This window comes from Methylobacterium adhaesivum, assembly GCF_022179065.1.
Taxonomy (GTDB): domain Bacteria; phylum Pseudomonadota; class Alphaproteobacteria; order Rhizobiales; family Beijerinckiaceae; genus Methylobacterium; species Methylobacterium adhaesivum.
On record NZ_BPQD01000003.1, the window covers coordinates 183,742 to 200,866 of the forward strand.

17 protein-coding genes are annotated in these 17,125 nt (G+C 69.6%); 7 read left to right on the forward strand and 10 right to left on the reverse strand.

All coding sequences use genetic code 11. From position 1 onward, the window contains the following. Window positions 1-17 precede the first annotated feature (17 nt). On the reverse strand, window positions 18-641 hold the full coding sequence (locus MFF01_RS04610; protein ID WP_238222458.1) for a DUF1989 domain-containing protein: 624 nt from the start codon (window positions 639-641) through the stop codon (window positions 18-20). Beyond that, window positions 634-1,335 carry a guanitoxin biosynthesis heme-dependent pre-guanitoxin N-hydroxylase GntA gene (gene gntA / locus MFF01_RS04615; RefSeq protein ID WP_238222460.1) on the reverse strand — a complete coding sequence of 234 codons (702 nt, stop codon included), beginning with the start codon at window positions 1,333-1,335 and terminating at the stop codon, window positions 634-636. The genes MFF01_RS04610 and gntA overlap by 8 nt, the downstream gene beginning before the upstream one ends. 207 nt (window positions 1,336-1,542) lie before the next feature. Here gntA and MFF01_RS04620 point away from each other — a divergent pair, with 207 nt between their 5' ends. After that, on the forward strand, window positions 1,543-1,776 hold the full coding sequence (locus MFF01_RS04620) for a hypothetical protein (protein WP_238222462.1): 234 nt from the start codon (window positions 1,543-1,545) through the stop codon (window positions 1,774-1,776). Between the two features lie 131 nt (window positions 1,777-1,907). Here the strand turns inward: MFF01_RS04620 and MFF01_RS04625 are convergent, their stop codons facing one another. The 3 genes from MFF01_RS04625 to MFF01_RS04635 all read right to left on the reverse strand — a co-directional run bounded on the left by MFF01_RS04625 (window position 1,908) and on the right by MFF01_RS04635 (window position 3,846). Then, complete coding sequence (locus tag MFF01_RS04625; protein WP_238222464.1) at window positions 1,908-2,306, reverse strand: hypothetical protein; 399 nt, start codon at window positions 2,304-2,306, stop codon at window positions 1,908-1,910. 140 nt (window positions 2,307-2,446) lie between these two features. Further along, window positions 2,447-3,106, reverse strand: a complete 660-nt coding sequence (locus MFF01_RS04630; protein WP_238222466.1) for a 3-oxoacid CoA-transferase subunit B — start codon at window positions 3,104-3,106, stop codon at window positions 2,447-2,449. A 23-nt stretch (window positions 3,107-3,129) separates the two neighbouring features. Continuing rightward, entirely contained in the window at window positions 3,130-3,846 is a 717-nt protein-coding gene (locus tag MFF01_RS04635; protein ID WP_238222468.1) for a CoA transferase subunit A, read from the reverse strand. Window positions 3,847-4,253: 407 nt separating this feature from the next. On the opposite strand from MFF01_RS04635, the gene MFF01_RS04640 reads away from it, so the two are divergent. Further along, on the forward strand, window positions 4,254-6,047 hold the full coding sequence (locus tag MFF01_RS04640; RefSeq protein ID WP_238222470.1) for an AsmA family protein: 1,794 nt from the start codon (window positions 4,254-4,256) through the stop codon (window positions 6,045-6,047). A gap of 77 nt (window positions 6,048-6,124) precedes the next feature. On the opposite strand, the gene MFF01_RS04645 is transcribed toward MFF01_RS04640, so the two are convergent. Then, window positions 6,125-6,811, reverse strand: coding sequence for a Crp/Fnr family transcriptional regulator (locus tag MFF01_RS04645; RefSeq protein ID WP_238222473.1), 687 nt, complete (start codon window positions 6,809-6,811; stop codon window positions 6,125-6,127). 352 nt (window positions 6,812-7,163) lie between these two features. Between MFF01_RS04645 and lpxC the strand changes: the two genes are divergently transcribed. The 3 genes from lpxC to MFF01_RS04660 all read left to right on the forward strand — a co-directional run bounded on the left by lpxC (window position 7,164) and on the right by MFF01_RS04660 (window position 11,232). After that, a complete protein-coding gene (gene lpxC / locus MFF01_RS04650; RefSeq protein WP_238222475.1) occupies window positions 7,164-8,129 on the forward strand; it encodes a UDP-3-O-acyl-N-acetylglucosamine deacetylase in 966 nt (321 codons plus the stop codon). A 94-nt stretch (window positions 8,130-8,223) separates the two neighbouring features. Next, window positions 8,224-10,098, forward strand: a complete 1,875-nt coding sequence (locus MFF01_RS04655) for an ABC-F family ATP-binding cassette domain-containing protein (protein WP_238222477.1) — start codon at window positions 8,224-8,226, stop codon at window positions 10,096-10,098. 264 nt (window positions 10,099-10,362) lie between these two features. After that, window positions 10,363-11,232: a tetratricopeptide repeat protein gene (locus MFF01_RS04660; RefSeq protein WP_238222479.1), complete on the forward strand. Its 870-nt coding sequence runs from the start codon at window positions 10,363-10,365 to the stop codon at window positions 11,230-11,232. A 69-nt stretch (window positions 11,233-11,301) separates the two neighbouring features. Here the strand turns inward: MFF01_RS04660 and glpX are convergent, their stop codons facing one another. From glpX to MFF01_RS04675, 3 genes are all read right to left on the reverse strand, one after another. After that, complete coding sequence (glpX, locus tag MFF01_RS04665; protein WP_238222480.1) at window positions 11,302-12,318, reverse strand: class II fructose-bisphosphatase; 1,017 nt, start codon at window positions 12,316-12,318, stop codon at window positions 11,302-11,304. Window positions 12,319-12,434: 116 nt separating this feature from the next. Next, complete coding sequence (locus MFF01_RS04670) at window positions 12,435-13,757, reverse strand: homoserine dehydrogenase (RefSeq protein ID WP_238222481.1); 1,323 nt, start codon at window positions 13,755-13,757, stop codon at window positions 12,435-12,437. 139 nt (window positions 13,758-13,896) lie between these two features. Further along, window positions 13,897-14,604, reverse strand: a complete 708-nt coding sequence (locus tag MFF01_RS04675; protein ID WP_238222486.1) for a ceramidase domain-containing protein — start codon at window positions 14,602-14,604, stop codon at window positions 13,897-13,899. Window positions 14,605-14,696: 92 nt separating this feature from the next. Between MFF01_RS04675 and xth the strand changes: the two genes are divergently transcribed. Further along, window positions 14,697-15,485, forward strand: a complete 789-nt coding sequence (gene xth / locus MFF01_RS04680) for an exodeoxyribonuclease III (RefSeq protein WP_238222488.1) — start codon at window positions 14,697-14,699, stop codon at window positions 15,483-15,485. A gap of 89 nt (window positions 15,486-15,574) precedes the next feature. Continuing rightward, window positions 15,575-16,201: a glutathione S-transferase family protein gene (locus tag MFF01_RS04685; RefSeq protein WP_238222489.1), complete on the forward strand. Its 627-nt coding sequence runs from the start codon at window positions 15,575-15,577 to the stop codon at window positions 16,199-16,201. A 57-nt stretch (window positions 16,202-16,258) separates the two neighbouring features. Here MFF01_RS04685 and MFF01_RS04690 read toward each other — a convergent pair whose 3' ends face one another. Beyond that, window positions 16,259-17,035 carry a tetratricopeptide repeat protein gene (locus MFF01_RS04690; protein ID WP_373319650.1) on the reverse strand — a complete coding sequence of 259 codons (777 nt, stop codon included), beginning with the start codon at window positions 17,033-17,035 and terminating at the stop codon, window positions 16,259-16,261. Window positions 17,036-17,125: the final 90 nt, after the last annotated feature.

Sequence of the window (17,125 nt, forward strand, 5' to 3'; positions counted from 1 at the left end):
CACGCGCATGGGACCGGTCATGGGTCTTGCGGCGCTCCGATCGGCGGATCGATCCGGTAGTGGATCGGCTTGAAGCTGCCGTTATTCGATTGTAGCGCCGAGCAGGCCGTCAGACCGATGATGAGATCCTGCTGCGCCTCGAAGGTGATGTGGTCGCCTGCCCGGCTCAGGGGCGGCGCCACGGTGATCGCCCCGGTGGCGCCATTGATGGGCACGTTCATAAAGCAGTTGAAGGCGATGGGAATCTGGTCGGAGCCGATGCCGTAGGGTTCGAGGGCCGCCGCGAGATTGCCGAAGCAGCCGCGATGCGGATCGGTGTCGCCGTAGATGATGCGGAAGGTATCCTTCGAGCACGGCGTCAGCAGGAAGTCGTGCCTCCCGACGGTGTCGGCCACGATGGTGAGCATGACGTTGGAGCGGTTCGAATAGAGCGGGTCCCCCGTCGTGAGGTAGATCCGGCTCGCGTAGTCGAGGGTCCGGCCCGAGGACAGCACTTCGCCGGTATCGTGGCGGTTGTACGCGAGGAGGTCGGCCACCTGCTCGCCGCGCGGGTCGATGACCGTGAGGCGTTGCCCCCGGTCGAGGGTGAAGGCGACGCCCGAACGCGGCGCGATCTCCTTGGGGAATCGCGTCTCACACATCTGGCTTGCCCTCAGCCTGATGGCGACCCTGGAACGGGCAGCGCCATGCATCCGAGACCGCCCGTCCGCTGTACTGGCGGGCCTCCGACACTTCGCCGTGGCGTGCCAGCATCGGGTTGGCCGAACCGGCAAAAGCCGTATCCCGCTCGAGGATCGAACTCCGAAGCTTCTCGTAACGGTTGGCCGCCCGCAGAACCTCGAACTGGGCGTGGAGGTTGAATACCAGAACCGGAGAGGAAAAGCGGCGCGCCGGCCGGCTCGCACGGGGGTGGAGGCCGACGATGAAGAAGGCCTCGCCGCCGAAGCTGAGAGAGAAATGCGGGCTCTCGGGATCGGTCGCGACGCGTTGGTCCCAAGGATGCCCAAGCCAGGAATCCTTGTCGGCCAGGGACTGGGCGCGGGCCCACAGGTGACGCTCGAACTGCTCCTCGCCGAGGTCGCCCGGCCCCTCGAACACCACGGCGAAGCTCTGGAACAGGTCCGGCGTCTGCTTGTAGCGTGCGGCGAAGGCCAGAAGCGCGGGATAGATCCGCATGTCGTCCCAGCCGGAGGTGATGTCCCGCGCGACGACGATCTTCATCTGCCCTTTCGAAAGGGCGGATTTGGCGCCGACGCAGGGAAATGGCGGATCACGGATGAAGTCGCGAAAGGCGTGCGCGAGGGCATGATCGCGGTCGTCCCTGGGAAATTGCATACGCACTCATCACTCGAACGCCGGACTGCACGAACGCTGGGCAGCCGGTACAGTCTTTAGGCAACCGGTCACGGCGCCGTGTGTTCCGGATGAAGACGAGAGGTCGCGGGACCGTGCCGGGGACGTCAGGACCCTGCCGGACGGTCCGCCGACGCCCATATGCGAAGGCTCGGCGCCGGTGGTGCCCGGACGAGGGACGGCGACACCATGGCCGAATCGGAGAAGCGTCCACCGCGCGCGGTCCACTACGTCGGCTTTCGCGACGACCGCTACTGGAATGCCTACCGGGTGTTCGGCGGCCCGCGCGTCATCCATCGCCGCTGGGACTTCTACGCCACCCGCGATGTCGGGCCCGACGATGTCGTGATCTTCGCGCAGGGCGACGAGGCCCAGCCCGTGGCCGAGCGGAACGCCACCGATCTCGACGAGCGGTGGCTGTGATCGCGGGATCCGATGGGTGACACGCCCGCTAAGCAGGTTCGCGTTGGCAGGCCAACGCTTCACTCTGCTTGGCTCCTCGGTCTGTCGCAGGTTTTGGGCACAAGACCGGTGACCACTTTTGCGAAACCTGCTTATGCCGGCTGCTCGAACAGGAAGCCGTCCACGGCCGGAATCGTCACCGAGAGGCTGGCGCCGTAGGAGGCCTTCGTGACGCGCCAGGGGCGCTCTGAGCGGGCCCGGATCGCCTCGGAGGGGCGCAGGCGCCGGAACGTCCCGTCGGTGTCGATCTCCTCGATGATGAGGAAGCCGTAGACCTGGAGGCGGGCGGCGATGAGCTTGGTCTCGCGGTCGCCGGCCGCCACCGCGAGCGTGCCGGTGGCGTAGACCGCATCCATGACCGCGCGCTGGTCGCTGCGCCGGGACGCGGGGGTGGTGGCGCGGACGGCGCTTCCGGGCCGGGCCGGCGGGGGCTGCGGGGTCGCCCGCCGAAACGGTACGACGTTGTCCATCCTTGCCGGAACGCTATCCATCGGCCGATACCTTTGTCTCACGCCACGCGAACCGGGAACGACGTGCCCCCGGCCCGCGACGACATTTCGACGGATCGGCTTAATATGCCATTAGGCACGCGGCGGACGCGCGCCGCCGGAGCGTCCCGAAACGAGGCGGGTCAGCCGAGCCGGGCGGTGAAGGCCGCTTGCGTCTTGGCGCGGACCTCGTCCTCGGTGACGCTGTCGGCGAGCTCGATGAGGGTCATGCCGCCATCGCCCTTCTTGTCGATGGTGAAGACGCCGAGATCGGTGATGACCATGTCGACGACATGGGTGCCGGTCAGCGGCAGGTCGCAGGCGGTCAGGAGCTTCGGGCTCTCCGAGCCGTCCTTGTTGCGGGCGACGTGCTCCATCACCACCACGACGCGCTTGACGCCCGCCACGAGGTCCATGGCGCCGCCCATGCCCTTCACCATCTTGCCCGGGATCATCCAGTTGGCGAGGTCGCCGTTCTGGGCCACCTGCATGGCGCCGAGGATCGACAGGTTGATATGCCCGCCCCGCACCATCCCGAAGGAATCCGACGAGGAGAAGTAGCTCGTCGTCGGCAGCTCGGTAATGGTCTGCTTGCCGGCATTGATGAGGTCGGGATCCTCCTCGCCCTCGTACGGGAACGGGCCCATGCCGAGCATGCCGTTCTCCGATTGCAGCTGCACCGACATCCCATCCGGGATGTAGTTCGACACCAGCGTCGGAATGCCGATGCCGAGATTCACGTAGAAGCCGTCGCGCAGTTCCTTGGCGGCGCGCTCCGCCATCTGTTCGCGGGTCCAGGCCATGGTGATGTCTCTCCCTGCTGCTCTCAGACGGTGGCGGGTTCGCCGCGCTTGCGGGTCGTGCGCTGCTCGATGCGCTTCTCACGGACCGGCACGTGGATGATGCGCTTGATGAAGATGCCGGGCGTATGGATCGCATCGCCGTCGATCTCGCCCGGCTGCACGAGGTGCTCGACCTGGGCGACGGTGACCTTGCCGGCGGTGGCCATCATCGGATTGAAGTTGCGGGCCGTCTTCCGGTAGACGAGGTTGCCTTCCGTATCGCCCTTCCAGGCGTGGACGATGGCGAGATCCGCGACGAGGCCGCGCTCCATCACGTAGGACTCCCCGTCGAACTCGCGCACCTCCTTACCCTCGGCGATGAGGGTGCCGACACCCGTCTTGGTGAAGAAGGCCGGGATGCCCGCGCCCCCGGCGCGGATGCGCTCGGCCAGCGTTCCCTGCGGATTGAACTCGATGGCGAGTTCGCCGCCGAGATACTGCCTGGCGAATTCCTTGTTCTCGCCGACATAGGACGAGATCATCTTGGCGACCTGGCGGGTCTCGAGGAGCTTGCCGAGGCCGACCCCGTCGATGCCGGCATTGTTCGAGATCACCGTGAGCCCCTTGACCCCCGACGCGCGGATCGCGTCGATGAGCTCGTCGGGAATACCGCACAGGCCGAAGCCCCCGGCCATCACCGTCATCCCGTCCGTCAGGAGGCCGGCCAGGGCCTCCGTCGCATCGGTGCGTACTTTCTTCATGAGCGCCCTCCCCTAAAGGTCTCCGGCCAAACGTCTCGACTGCCGGCAGCATCGCGCTCCGTTGCGGTTAAGCCAAGCACTTCTCGATGACCAGCCGGGGCCCTGCGATGCGCCTCGACAGCTGCGCCCGGGTGTCATTCGCCGCGTCGCGAACCGCTGCCGCGGCGATCGGCGGTGCACGACGCCGTGTCTCCGGGAGACAAACCGCGCCGGAAGGGGTAGGGGTTCGAGGAGTATCGGCGTTCGTCGTCGGGTGGGGGCGCCCACGACGATGCCCGGCCGGATGCGCCGGCCCGGCCGGTTTCCGCCTCTCCTTACGGAGTGCCCTGTCGCTGCGCCGTCTCGCTTCCCTCTTCGGCTTGAGTGTTCTGGCCGCCGGCCTCGCGGGGGGATGCTTGCCGTGGACGGTGCCGACCGAGCGCGCCGTGGCCTTCGTCTCCGGATCGCTCGTCCGCACCTACGGCATCGCCCTGACGGCCTCCGGCCCGGCGGAGGTGGCGCTCCTGCCCCTGCCCCGGCTCAGCCTCGGGGGCGTGCGTTTCACCGCGGCGACGGGCGAGGACACGCCCCTGGCCGAGGGGGGCGCCCTCAAGCTTCAGCTCAATCTCTTCGCGCTCCTCCTCGGTCGCACCGAGGTCAACACCGCCTCCCTCGAGGGGGGAACGATCCATCTGCCCACCCGCGACGGCGATAGGCGCTGGGCCGGGCCGATGGCGCAGGCCGCCGCCCTGCTCGCGCCCGGGGCTCCGCACCCGCGCCGCCTCACCCTGAGCCGGGGTACGGTGACGGGGCTCGACCCCCGCGACGGTCGCGTGCAGACCGCCCGGGACGTCAATCTCATGGTGTCCTGGCCGAGCTGGAGCGCGGAGGCCGAGATCGCCGGCGCCTTCTCGTGGAATGCTGTTCCGGCTCGCTTCACCGTCTCGGGATTGCGGATCGCCGACTTGGCCGGGGGGGCGTCGAGTCCCTTCGCGGCGACGGCGGACTGGCCGGCCGGCAGCCTTTCCGCCGAGGGCGAGGGCTCCCTCGGGGGGCGCGCCATGGACGCCTTGGCCCTGAGCGGTACGGCCAGTCTGCGGACCCGCTCCCTGCCCGAGACCCTGGGCTGGATGGGCAGCGACGTCGCGCTGTCCCCGGTGATCGAAGCTTTCGCCCTCGCAGGCCGCTTCGAGGTCCGGGATCGGGCCCTGCTGTTGCCGAGCGTCCGCGTTCACGTGGGCGAAGACCGGTTCGAGGGAGCGGGCTCGGTGTCCTTGGCGGGGGCCCGGCCATCCATCCAGGCGACCCTGGCGGCCGACAGTCTCAATCTCGCTCCCCTCCTCGCCGAAACCCTGCGTCTGTTCGGTGCCGACGAGGCTCCGGGCTGGAGCGGACGCAGCTTGGCCCTGCGACCGCTCACGGGGGGCGATCTCGACCTGCGCGTCTCGGCGGGCCGGGCCCGCATGGGGCCCCTCGCGTTCGAGGACATGGCCGCCAGCATTCTCGTGCAGCAGGGCGGCGTCGAGGCGGCCCTCAGCCGCGCCACCCTGCAGGGTGGCCTCCTGAAGGGGCGCCTCGGCCTCGTTCCCCTGGCGGCCGATCCGGATAAAACCGAAGTCAAGCTCCAGGGCACCTTCGACGGCCTCGACCTCGGCGCCCTGCTGGTCGATCTCGGGCAGGATCGCTGGGTGTTCGGGGCTGCGCGCGGCCACTTCGCCTTCGAGGGCGTGGGGGCGACGGCGGACGCCCTGGTGCGCCACCTCGACGGCCGCGCCACCGTGGCCATTAACGGGGGGGCCCTGGCGGGGATCGACCTGTCCGATGTCCTCCATCGCAACGGCGCGGTGGCGGCCGGAGCGCTGGCCCGCCGCAACGGCCGGACCGCCTTCGAGCATGCCAGCCTGACCCTGCAGGTCGTCGACGGCATCGGGGAAATCGTCGATGCCACCCTGCGCACCCCTGCCCTGACCGGCGCCCTGAGCGGTGCCCTGGTCCTGCCCGAGCGCCGGGTCGAGACGCGGGCGCAGCTCCTGCCCCGCGCCGCCGCCGATGGAAGCACCCGTCCGGGACCGAGCTATGCCATCGTCGGCCCGTGGGACGCCGTCACGGTCCGCAAGGCCGCCCCGGAGGCGGGCGACGGCCTTACGTCGGGATCCCTGCGCACCTCGACCACGAGCCGCAAGCCGGATCTGCCCGCCGCCGCACGCGCCTACGCGCCCTGACCGGGCGCCGTGCGCCGCGATCGAACGCGCGACGGCTAAACCAGCCGCCCCCTCCCCGGGGCTCGGGCCCGCATGGCTCAGCTGTCTTCTCGAAGGGCCTCGGCAACGCGGGCCTCCAGGAGGTCCGGACGGCGGATCACGAGGGCGCCGCGGGTGCGGTCAATGAGCCCGTCGGCCGCCATCACGGTGAACTCGCGGGTCACCTGTTCGCGCCGGCACCCGATGCGGGCGGCGAGGACGTGGTGGTAGGGCGGCGGGGTGACGACGCGCGCGCCGTCCCCGCCCGCGCGCGGCACCGATAGGCGCAGCAGTTCGGCGTAGAGGCGATGGCGCAGGTCGAGGAGCGCGTGTTCCATGATCCGGGTGTTGAGCTCGCGCACGCGTTTCGCGAGCAAGCGGAACAACCGGTCGGCGATGGCCTCGGACGCGAAGATCATCTGACGGAAGATCGGCGCCGGCACCACGCAGACCTCGCCGCGCGTCAGCGCGGTGACGTTGGCCGAGCGACCGATGCCGTCCAGCGCCGCAAGCTCCCCGAAGAAGGCACCGCCCCGCATCTCGCCCAGGATCACCTCTTTGCCCGATTGTGACCGGTTGAGGATGCGGACCTCGCCCGAGGTGAGGAAGTACACATCGGTGGAGATGTCGTCGTAATCGACCAGAACCTCGTTCTCGTCGAACCGGCGCCAATGGCAACGCGTCTCATAGGACGACAACTCGATTCCCGGTTCCTTGAAGAACGGGATCGTTGCCAGCCGACTCATCGAAAACTCCCGGTGGCGCCATGCGCCCAATTCTGACCCGAGGTGGATCGCTGCCGATCCGGCGCGCCAACCAAACCTCTGATAGAGCCATGCCTCCGGATCGCCGAATGGCCGACGATCCCGCTATGCGATGGTGGCGACCGGGCGCGGGCCGGTCAAGCTGCAGCCCCCGCGATGGACGTGGACAGAACGGGGTCGGACGACTGTTATCCAGGGGGCCGATCTTGTCGTGCCTGCGTGGAAAAGTGGGGATCGATACTACGCATTCACTTGCAGAAACTAACATGGATCGGTAGCCGGATTTTATCCCTGATGGGCACGTGTCCCGCTCGCTCGGGGGCGGACTATCGCGATGCCCCAGCTTTCTCCCGTCGTCCCCGACTTTCCGGGCCTCGCCAGGAACATCCGGCCTGCCGAGCCGTCCCGAGCGGTCTCGCGGGTGGACGGATTTGCCCGGTCCGCGGAGGTTCAGACCACCCTCGGCGAAGCCTTCACCTTGTCCGGGTACGGCCTTCATACGGGGCGGGCGGTGACCGTTCGGGTGGCGCCCGCGGACGCCGGGGCCGGCATCGTGTTTCGACGCGTCCGCAGGAGTGGACCGGCATGTGTGCCCGCCCTGTGGCACCTGTATGAGGCGCAGCCGCTCTGCACCGCCCTGCGTGGGCCGGACGGGACCCTGGTGCGGACGGTGGAGCATCTGATGGCGTCCTTGAGCGCCTTCGGCATCGACAACGCCACCGTAGACCTCGATGCGGAGGAGCTTCCAATCTTCGACGGCAGCGCCCTCCCCTGGTGCGCGGCCTTGGCGCAGGCCGGTCGGCACACCCTCGCGCTCCCGCGCAGCCGCCTACGCATCCGCCGGACGGTCGAGGTGAGGGAGGGCGACCGATGGTTGTCCATCGAGCCCGCCGAGCGCTTCAGCGTCGCGGGCGAGCTCGCCCTCGCCAAGCTCGGCCCGATGCGCTGGCAGGGCGAGATCACCCGGGACAGTTTCGTCGAGGCCCTCGCCCCCGCGCGCAGCTTCGGCCGCCTGAAATGGGCCGTACCCCTCAAACTCTACGCCTACGCCACGGGGCGGCCCGTCCTGCGCGGGGCGAATCTCCGCACCACGGCGGCGATCCTCGGTGACCGTGTGATCGGCGGGATGCGTGGGGCCGACGAACCCGTGCGCCATCGCATCCTTGATCTCGTCGGCGATCTCGCCCTCATCGGTCATCCGGTGCTCGGTCACGTCACCGCCCGGCACACGGGACACCGGCTGAACCACGCCCTCGTGGCAGCTTTGCTGCGCGACCCCACGGCCTGGGAGCTCGTCTGATCCGCGACGACCCGGCGGCGGCGGGCCGGCTCGGGACGAGGAAACCGTCGCGCGGCGCTTGCCACGGCCGGGGCACGGCGCCAGAACGCCGTCCATGCTGCGCGTCAACGACCTCACCTACCGCATCGGCGAGCGCCTGATCCTCGACGGCGCCACCTTCTCGATTCCTGACCGGGCCCGGGTCGGGCTGGTGGGGCGCAACGGCGCGGGCAAGACCACCTTGTTCAAGGCGATCCTCGGCGAGCTGCCCACCGAGGGCGGTACCGTGTCGATGCCCAAGGGCATGCGCATCGGCGCCGTCGCCCAGGAGGCGCCGGCCGGCCCCGAGACCCTGCATGCCGTGGTTCTCGCCGCCGACACCGAGCGCGCGCGCCTGATGGCCGAGGCCGAGCACGCCGACGGCCTACGCCGGGCCGAGATCGAGACCCGGCTCGTGGATATCGAGGCGCATTCCGCGCCGGCCCGGGCGGCGGCCATCCTGCACGGCCTCGGCTTCGATGCCGAGGCGCAGGGGCGGCCGTGCTCGGACTTCTCCGGCGGCTGGCGCATGCGCGTGGCGCTCGCCGCCGTGCTGTTCTCCGAGCCCGACCTGCTGCTGCTGGACGAGCCGACCAATTACCTCGACATCGAGGGCACGATCTGGCTCTACGACTACCTCGAGCGCTATCCCCGCACGGCGGTGATCATCTCGCACGACCGCGATCTGCTCGATGAGTGCGTCGACCACATCCTCCACCTCGACCGAGGCAAGCTGGCAATCTACCGGGGCGGTTACACCTCGTTCGCCCGTCAGGTGGCCGAGAAACGCGCCCTCCAGGCCAAGGCCAAGGTGAAGCAGGACGCCGAGCGCGCCCATCTCCAAAGCTTCGTCGACCGGTTCAAGGCCAAGGCCACGAAGGCGCGCCAGGCGCAGTCCCGCGTCAAGCGGCTGGCCAAGATGGAGATCATCGCCTCGGTGATCGAGGACGACGTGCCGGCGTTCCGCCTGCCCAGCCCGGAACGGCCCCTGTCGCCGCCCATCGTCGCCATGGAGCGGGTGCAGGCGGGCTATCCCGACCGGATCGTCCTGTCGGGGCTGAACCTCAGTCTGGCCCCCGACGACCGGGTGGCCCTCCTCGGCGCCAACGGCAACGGCAAGTCCACCTTCTGCAAGCTCATCGGCGGCCGCCTGCCGCCCTTGAGCGGCGAGATGCGGCGCTCGGGCAAGATGGAGGTCGCCTACTTCGCCCAGCACCAGCTCGACGAGCTGCGCCCCGCCGAGAGCGCCTACGCCCATGTCCGCGAGCTGATGCCGGACGTGCCGGAATCAAAGGCCCGCGCGGCGGCGGCGCGCCTCGGCTTCTCCGGCACCAAGTCCGAGACACCGGTCTCGCAGCTCTCGGGCGGCGAGAAGGCCCGGCTCCTGATGGGACTGGCCGCCTTCAACGGCCCCCACCTCCTCATCCTCGACGAGCCCACCAACCACCTCGACATCGAGAGCCGGCAGGCCCTGGTGGAGGCGATCAACGACTACGAGGGCGCCGTCATCCTCGTCTCCCACGACCGCTTCCTTGTGGAGGCCTGCGCCGACCGGCTGTGGCTCGTCTCCAACGGCAGCGTGAAGGCGTTCGACGGCGACATGGACGATTACCGCCGTCTCGTCCTCGCCGGTCCCGAGCGGCCAGCCGAGAAGGAGGCGGCCGAGGCCGCCGGCGGCGTCAAGGCGGTGGAGCGGCGTTCCAACGCCGAGCGCCGGGTGGCGCTGGCCCCCTTGCGCAAGAAGATCGAGGCCGTGGAGGCGCGCATGAAGAAGCTCGCCGAGGCCATGGCCAAGATCGACGCCGCGCTCGCCGACGGCACCGCCTTCCAGGCCAACGCCGCGAAGGCCGGCGAACTCGCCAAGATGCGTTCGGACGCCGCCGGCGCCCTGGAGGCGGCCGAGGAGGAATGGCTCGACCTCAGCGGCGCCATCGAGGCGGCGGAAGCCTGATTCAATCTCCGAAAGTGCGGCCTCGGCACCACAGTGCCTTGCCGTTTCGGGGCCGGTCGAACCGCTTCGGGTGGTTGCGGGGCACGGGCCATACGTTCGCCACATGGGCACGCTTGAGGGCAGGGACGGCGCCGGCCTTAAGCGTGCGTTCACCGCGATGCGCGACCGTCGTGACGGGGCGCGCGGATCGGGGCGGCCCGGGTTTCGAGCGAGATTGACGGGGCGGGGCCGTGCGAGGCACGGGCGCCCGGGGGGAGCGGGTTCATGACGGTTCTGACGCTGCGAGCATCGAAGGCGGGGCTGATCGGGGCCGCCCTCGTGGCGGGCGCCCTCGGTGGTTGCGAAACCTACGGCACGGCCACCGCGCCGAAGCAGTTCGCCGTGCTCGAGACCGACACGACGGGCGCCACCAACGTCAACATCGCCTCGCTCAGCGAGGTGATCCAGCGCAACCCCAACGATGCCGCCGCCTACGTCACGCGCGGCGCGGCCTATGCCCGTTCGGGCCAGTTCAACGACGCCATCGGCGATTTCACCAAGGCGGTGCAGATCGATCCGAACTCGGCGTCGGCCTACAACAACCGGGCGCTCGCCAATCGCCAGATCGGTCGCAACGATGCCGCCCTCGCGGACTTCTCGAAGGCCATCGCGGCGGACCCGAATTATGGTCCGGCCTATATTGGGCGTGCCAACGTCCTGCGGGCGCAGGGCGACCTCGACGGGGCGACCAACGATCTCAATCAGGCGATTCGCCTGACGCCGGAATCGGCTGAGGCCTATCACGCCCGCGGCCTGGTGCGGCAGAAGCAGAACCAGAACATCCAGGCCATCGCCGATTTCGACGCCGCCATCGACCGCAATCCGTTCGTGGCCGCGCCCTACGCCGCCCGTGGCCAGAGCCTCATCGCCACCAATCAGTACGACAAGGCCATCGAGGACTACAACGCGGCGCTCAACGTCAACAACAAGGACGCCACGTCCTGGGCCTATCGCGGCGTCGCCTACGAGAAGTCCAACCGCCGCAAGGAAGCGGTGGAGAGCTATCAGCGCGCCGCGCAGCTCGATCCGGGCAACGCCATCGCCAAGCAGGGCCTCGGCCGCGTGCAGGGCGGCGTCGGTTCGCTGTTCAACTGACGCGGCGGCCCACCCTTCGGGGCGGGTTCGGGCCGGGGTCGATGCGCGACGGGACGACCGTCGCGGACTTCACGCCCTAAGGTCGGGGCGGCGGCCGTTCTCGTGGGGGCGCGGCCAGCGGCGCTCGCCGTGGATGCGCCGCACGGTGCCGGTGGCCGAGCGGTAGACCACCGTTTCTGTCTCGACCCGGTCCGGCTTGAAGCGCACGCCCTTGAGGAGCGCTCCGTCGGTCACGCCCGTGGCCGCCACGATGACGTCGCCGCGCGCCATGTCGTGAAGCTCGTACTTCCGGTTGGGGTCGCTGATGCCCATTCGTGCCGCGCGCTCGCGCTTCTCGTGGCTGTCGAGGATGAGCCGCCCCTGCATGTGGCCGCCGATGCAGCGGAGCACCCCGGCGGCGATGACGCCCTCGGGGGCAGCCCCCGTGCCGAGATAGATGTCGGCGCCCGTTTCGTCCGGACTCGTGGTGTGGATGATGCCCGCGATGTCGCCGTCCGAGATGAGGCGGATCCCCGCCCCCGTCGCCCGCACAGCGGCGATGAGGCCCATGTGGCGTGGCCGGTCGAGGATGATCGCGGTGATCTGGGCCGGATCGACGCCTTTGTGGCGGGCAAGCGCCGCGATGTTGTCGGCGGGGCTCGCGTCGAGATCGACGAGGCCGGCCGGGTAGCCGGGGCCGATGGCGATCTTCTGCATGTAGACGTCGGGGGCGGCCAGAAGCGAGCCGGCCTCGGCGAGCGCCATCACCGCGATGGCGCCGGGCATGTCCTTCGCGCACAGGGTGGTGCCTTCGAGGGGATCGACGGCGATATCGACCTTCGGCCCGGCGCCGGTGCCGAGGCGCTCGCCGATGTAGAGCATCGGGGCCTCGTCGCGCTCGCCCTCGCCGATCACTACGGTGCCGTCGATGGCCAGGGTGTTCAGCTCGGCCCGCATGGCGTCGACGGCGGCCTGGTCGGCTTCCCGCTCCTTGCCCTGACCGCGCAGGTGGGCGGCCGCGATGGCGGCGCGCTCGGTCACCCGCACCAACTCCAGGGCCAGGGTGCGACCGACCGAACCCGCGGATGTCGTGTTGCCGTTCGCCATTTGGACCTGTCCGCGCCTTTCGCCGTTCGTGCGATCTCTATGAACTAAAGTTCGAGAAACGCCACCGCCCGGTGCGTCGTCATCCCACGTTTGTGCGAAATCGTGCGACGTGCCGCCTATTCCCGCTCAATGCGGATGAGTTGCGGCGCCTCGGCCAGCAAGCCGTCCGCCGCGATGGCCTCGAGGGCCGCGCGAATGGTCCCCTCCGTCGCCGCGTAGGTGATGAGCACCAGGGGCACGGGCTGGCCGGAGCGGCCGTGCGGATCCTTGGTCGCGGCGCTCTCCGAACGGCGCTGGAGAATGCTCTCGATGGAGATATCGCGCTCGGCCATCCGGGTGGCGACGCCGGCCGCGACGCCCGGCCGGTCGTGGACCGTGAGGCGGATGTAGTAGCCGCCCTCGTGGCGCTGCATGGCGACGCGCTGTGAGGGGCTGAGCGCGGTGCTCGGGCGGCCGAAGGTCGGGCGCTGCATCCCGGCGGCGAGGTCGGTGATGTCCGAGACCACGGCCGAGGCCGTGGCTTCGCCGCCGGCCCCGGGGCCGATCAGCGTGAGTTCGCCGACCGCGTCGGCATCGATGGTGACGGCGTTGGTGACGCCCATCACCTGGGCGATGGCCGAGGATTTCGGCACCATGGTGGGATGGACCCGCTGCTCGATGCCGCCGGCGGCCACCTGTGCGACGCCCAGCAGCTTGATCCGGTAGCCGAGTTCCTCCGCCATGGTGAGGTCGAGGGGCTGGATTGCCGAGATCCCCTCCACCGAGACGCCCTCGGCATCGATCTCCACCCCGAAGGCGAGGCTCGTGAGGATGGCGAGCTTGTGGGCGGTGTCGAAGCCCTCGACATCGAAGGTCGGGTCGGCCTCGGCGTAGCCGAGCGCCTGAGCGTCCTTCAGGCAGGCCTCGAAGGTCAGGCCCTCGCGTTCCATCCGGCTGAGGATGTAGTTGCAGGTGCCGTTCATGATTCCGTAGATGCGCGACACGGCGTTGCCGGTGAGGCCCTCGCGCAGGGCCTTGATCACCGGGATGCCGCCGGCCACGGACGCCTCGTAGGCGAGGCTGACGCCCTTGGCTTCCGCCGCCGCCGCGAGGGCCGCTCCGTGCTTGGCCAGCAGCGCCTTGTTGGCGGTGACCACGTGCTTTCCTGCCGCGATGGCGGCTTCTACCGTCGCCCGGGCCGGTCCCTCCGCCCCGCCGATGAGTTCGACGACGCAATCGATCTCCGAGCTGGCGGCGAGCGCCACGGGATCGTCGAACCAGGTGACGCTGGTCAGATCGAGGCCGCGATCGCGACCCTTGTCGCGCGACGACACGGCGACGATCCGGACATCGCGCCCACCCGCCGCCGCCAGGGCATCGGCCCGACGGGCGACCATTCGCACGACGGCGGACCCCACGGTGCCGAGACCGGCGACGCCGAGGCGGAGGCTCTGTTTCATGGGTCGCAATCCGTCATCTTGCCAAGCCCGTCCGGGCATGCCCGCGCGGGGCGACCGTCCACGGGTCAGTCCGTCCGCTCCCGCCGGGAGCGGCGGGCTCTTCTGCAACGAATTTTCGGGGGGTGCAACAAATCCGCCCTCAGCGGAATCGGTCCCAGCGCGCTCCGAGCGCCGTCATCAGGAGGCCGTAGAGCACGGCGGCGTTCAGGAGATGCCAAAGGAAGTGCGTGCCGAGCGGCAGGCTCGCGCACAGATTCCGGTCGAGGGTGCGGACCGTGAGGGACAGGCCGAACAGGACGGCGATGATGAACAGCGCACGGCCGCTCGCGCGTCGGTGGAACCCCCGTCTCGCGTCCGTGGTGAGGAGGAGGCCCGTGCCGACACCCAAGAGGGCGAGGATCGCCGGGACGTAACCGATGGAGCCGTTGCTCAAGGCATCGAGATCGAGGCCGCTCGCGGCGGTGAGGGCCGGTTCCAGGCCGAACCCGAAACCGAGGAACAGCAGGGTCAGGCCGAGAGCCGCCGCGCGGCCGAAACCGAAGAAGCGCCGCAGGGCCAGGAAGAAGTAGGCGTGGATGAAGGCCGCGATGGGGATCACGTCGGCGAGCAGCGACCAGCGCACGGCCAGGGTGTGGAACAGGAACGAGCCGAGGCCGACCACGGCGACGAGACCAGCCAGCGCCCGCACGAACGGATCGGGCCGATCCCCTTCCCGCTCCCGCCACAGCACCGCGCCCGCCGCCGCGAGGAAGGCGGCGTTGGAGAGCGCATTGGCGGGCTCCGCCCAGAACGTCGCGTCGGTGCGCTCGCAATAGGCGCGGATGGGTGCGAACCACGTCTCGCTCATGCCTTGCGCCCCTCCTCCCTCCCCGCCGGCTTGCCACCGAACCGCGAAGCCCCGATGACGGACCCCGTCGAGGGGTCAGGACATCAAACGCCATGCGGATCGCCACCTGGAACGTCAATTCCATCAAGCAACGGGTCGGCCACCTCGTGGCTTTCCTCGATGAGGCCAAGCCCGATGTGGTCTGCCTGCAGGAGTTGAAGTGCCAGGACGACGGCTTTCCCCGCGCCGAGATCGAGGCGGCGGGGTATGCCGTCGAGACCTTGGGGCAGAAGGCGTACAATGGCGTCGCCCTGCTGGTGCGCGCGCCCCTCACCCTCGGCGAGGTCCGGCGCGGCCTGCCCGGCGACGAGAACGACGAGCAGGCGCGCTACATCGAGGGCCTGGTCACGGGCGAGGGAACGGCGCCTGTGCGCGTCGCCTCCATCTACCTGCCCAACGGCAATCCCGTCGACAGCCCGAAATATCCCTACAAGCTTGCCTTCATGGAGCGCCTGCGCCGGCACGCCCGCGATCTCATGATGCACGAGGAGGCCATCGTGCTCGCGGGCGACTACAACGTGATCCCCGAGGCCGAGGACGCGTCCGATCCCGACGCTTGGCGGGACGACGCCCTGTTCCTTCCCCGGACCCGCACGGCCTTCCGCGCCCTCCTGGCCGAAGGCTTCACCGAGGCCCTGCGCGCCTGCGATCCCAAGCCCGACCTCTACACCTTCTGGGACTATCAGGCCGGTGCCTGGAACCGGAACGCCGGCATCCGCATCGACCACCTCCTGCTCTCGCCCCAGGCCGCCGACCGCCTCGTCTCGGCCTCGGTGCAGAAGCGCCTGCGGGGCTTGGAAAAGCCGTCCGACCACGTACCTGTCACGGTGGAGCTCACCTGACGGCGGAGCTCCCGCGCGGCGAAAGCCGCTGAACCAAGCCGGCCGTGGCGGGTTGGCACGTCGTTCCCTCCCGACAGGAGCCTCAACACGTGAAACTCTACGGCACCGGCTATTCCCCTTACGTCCGCAAGGTCCTCGTGGCCCTGGCCGAGAAGGGGCAGAGCGCCGAGCATATCCCGCTGTTCTTCCACGATCCCGATCCGGCCTTCCAGGCTGCGAGCCCCCTCGGCAAGATTCCCGCCCTTGACGACGACGGCTTCCTCCTCGCCGATTCCTCCGCGATCCTGCACTACATCGAGGCGAAGTTTCCGAGCCCCGCCCTGGTGCCGACGGAGGCGAAGGCCCTTGGCCGGGCGATCTGGTTCGACAAGTTCGGCGACACCGAAATGTTTCCGGTGATCATCGTGCCGTTCGTCGAGCGGGTGGTGAAGCCCAACCTGCAGGGCAAGCCCGGCGACGAGGCCGCCGTCGCCACGGCGCTGAACGAGAAATTCCCGAAGATCTACGACTATCTCGAGTCGCAGATCGACGGGCCGTACCTCGTCGGGGACGCCTTCAGCATCGCCGACATCTCGGTGACGACGTGCTTCCACAACCTGCATCTGGCGGGCGAAAAGGTCGATGCCGGCCGGTGGCCGAAGCTCGCCCGGTACGTCACCGCGACCCTGGAGCGCCCGTCCTTCGTCACGGCGCTGGCGGCACGCACGAACCCGTAGGCCCGACAGGCGCCGCGATCCGAGCATCACCCCGAAGACCCTATTCGGGGTGATGCTCTAACGGCGGCGCTTCGCGGACCCCGTCACCTGTGCCTGGGCCTGCGAGGCCTGAGCTTGTGCCGCCTGGCGGTCGTCCTCGCTCGCAGCGGACCAAGCCTTGTCGTAGAGAGCAACGATCCAATCGTCCTTGCGCCCCTGCGCGGCCTCGCGGGCGAGCGTCAGCCACATCAGGCCCCGAGCGCGCTGCTTCGGCACGCCCTGACCGTTGATGAGGAGTTCGCCGAGGAGCGCCTGCGCCGGAGCGTGGCCCTTCTCGGCCGCGAGGTTGAACCAGCGGGCGGCCTGGCGCGGATCGGCCTCGACGCCGGTGCCCTCGAGGTAGAGCCGGGCGAGGTTGTACTGTGCGTTCGGGTCGCCGAAATACGATGCCGCGTAGTTGAACATGTCGTAGGCCCGCTCCGGGTTCGGGCGCACGTAGGTGCCCTTGATCCCGTCGAGGAAATAGGCGCCCAGAGCCGTGAAGGCGCTCGCCATCACGCCGGAATTCTGGGCGTCGGGTCCCTCGTCGGTGGGATCGTCGGCGATCCGCGAGAAGAACTCGAACGCCTTGAGATCGTCGTGGGGGACGCCGTCGCCTTCGGCATACATGCGGCCGAGCTTCCACAGGGCCAGGGCATGGCCCTGGCCGGCGGCGTATTCGAGGGCGCGTGCGGCCCCTTCCTTGTCGCCCGCGTTGTAGTCGCGCACGCCCGAGCGCAGGGCCTCGCGGGCCGTCCGGTAGCCGGCCGGGGGCACGGGCGTCCGGGCGGTGGCGTCGAGGGCTTCGGCAGGCATTCCGCACAGGAGCAGAACCCCCGCCGCCACGGCGAGCGCCGCGCGTCCGCGCCGATCCGGAGCGGCCCCAGCCGGCCGCGCGGAGCGGCC

Coding starts and splice junctions, on each gene's coding strand:
- MFF01_RS04610 (WP_238222458.1), bottom strand. CDS start 641: ATGTGTGAGACGCGATTCCCCAAGGAGATCGCGCCGCGTTCGGGCGTC.
- gntA (WP_238222460.1), bottom strand. CDS start 1,335: ATGCAATTTCCCAGGGACGACCGCGATCATGCCCTCGCGCACGCCTTT.
- MFF01_RS04620 (WP_238222462.1), top strand. CDS start 1,543: ATGGCCGAATCGGAGAAGCGTCCACCGCGCGCGGTCCACTACGTCGGC.
- MFF01_RS04625 (WP_238222464.1), bottom strand. CDS start 2,306: ATGGATAGCGTTCCGGCAAGGATGGACAACGTCGTACCGTTTCGGCGG.
- MFF01_RS04630 (WP_238222466.1), bottom strand. CDS start 3,106: ATGGCCTGGACCCGCGAACAGATGGCGGAGCGCGCCGCCAAGGAACTG.
- MFF01_RS04635 (WP_238222468.1), bottom strand. CDS start 3,846: ATGAAGAAAGTACGCACCGATGCGACGGAGGCCCTGGCCGGCCTCCTG.
- MFF01_RS04645 (WP_238222473.1), bottom strand. CDS start 6,811: ATGAGTCGGCTGGCAACGATCCCGTTCTTCAAGGAACCGGGAATCGAG.
- lpxC (WP_238222475.1), top strand. CDS start 7,164: ATGCCCCAGCTTTCTCCCGTCGTCCCCGACTTTCCGGGCCTCGCCAGG.
- MFF01_RS04655 (WP_238222477.1), top strand. CDS start 8,224: ATGCTGCGCGTCAACGACCTCACCTACCGCATCGGCGAGCGCCTGATC.
- MFF01_RS04660 (WP_238222479.1), top strand. CDS start 10,363: ATGACGGTTCTGACGCTGCGAGCATCGAAGGCGGGGCTGATCGGGGCC.
- glpX (WP_238222480.1), bottom strand. CDS start 12,318: ATGGCGAACGGCAACACGACATCCGCGGGTTCGGTCGGTCGCACCCTG.
- MFF01_RS04670 (WP_238222481.1), bottom strand. CDS start 13,757: ATGAAACAGAGCCTCCGCCTCGGCGTCGCCGGTCTCGGCACCGTGGGG.
- MFF01_RS04675 (WP_238222486.1), bottom strand. CDS start 14,604: ATGAGCGAGACGTGGTTCGCACCCATCCGCGCCTATTGCGAGCGCACC.
- xth (WP_238222488.1), top strand. CDS start 14,697: ATGCGGATCGCCACCTGGAACGTCAATTCCATCAAGCAACGGGTCGGC.
- MFF01_RS04690 (WP_373319650.1), bottom strand. CDS start 17,035: ATGCCTGCCGAAGCCCTCGACGCCACCGCCCGGACGCCCGTGCCCCCG.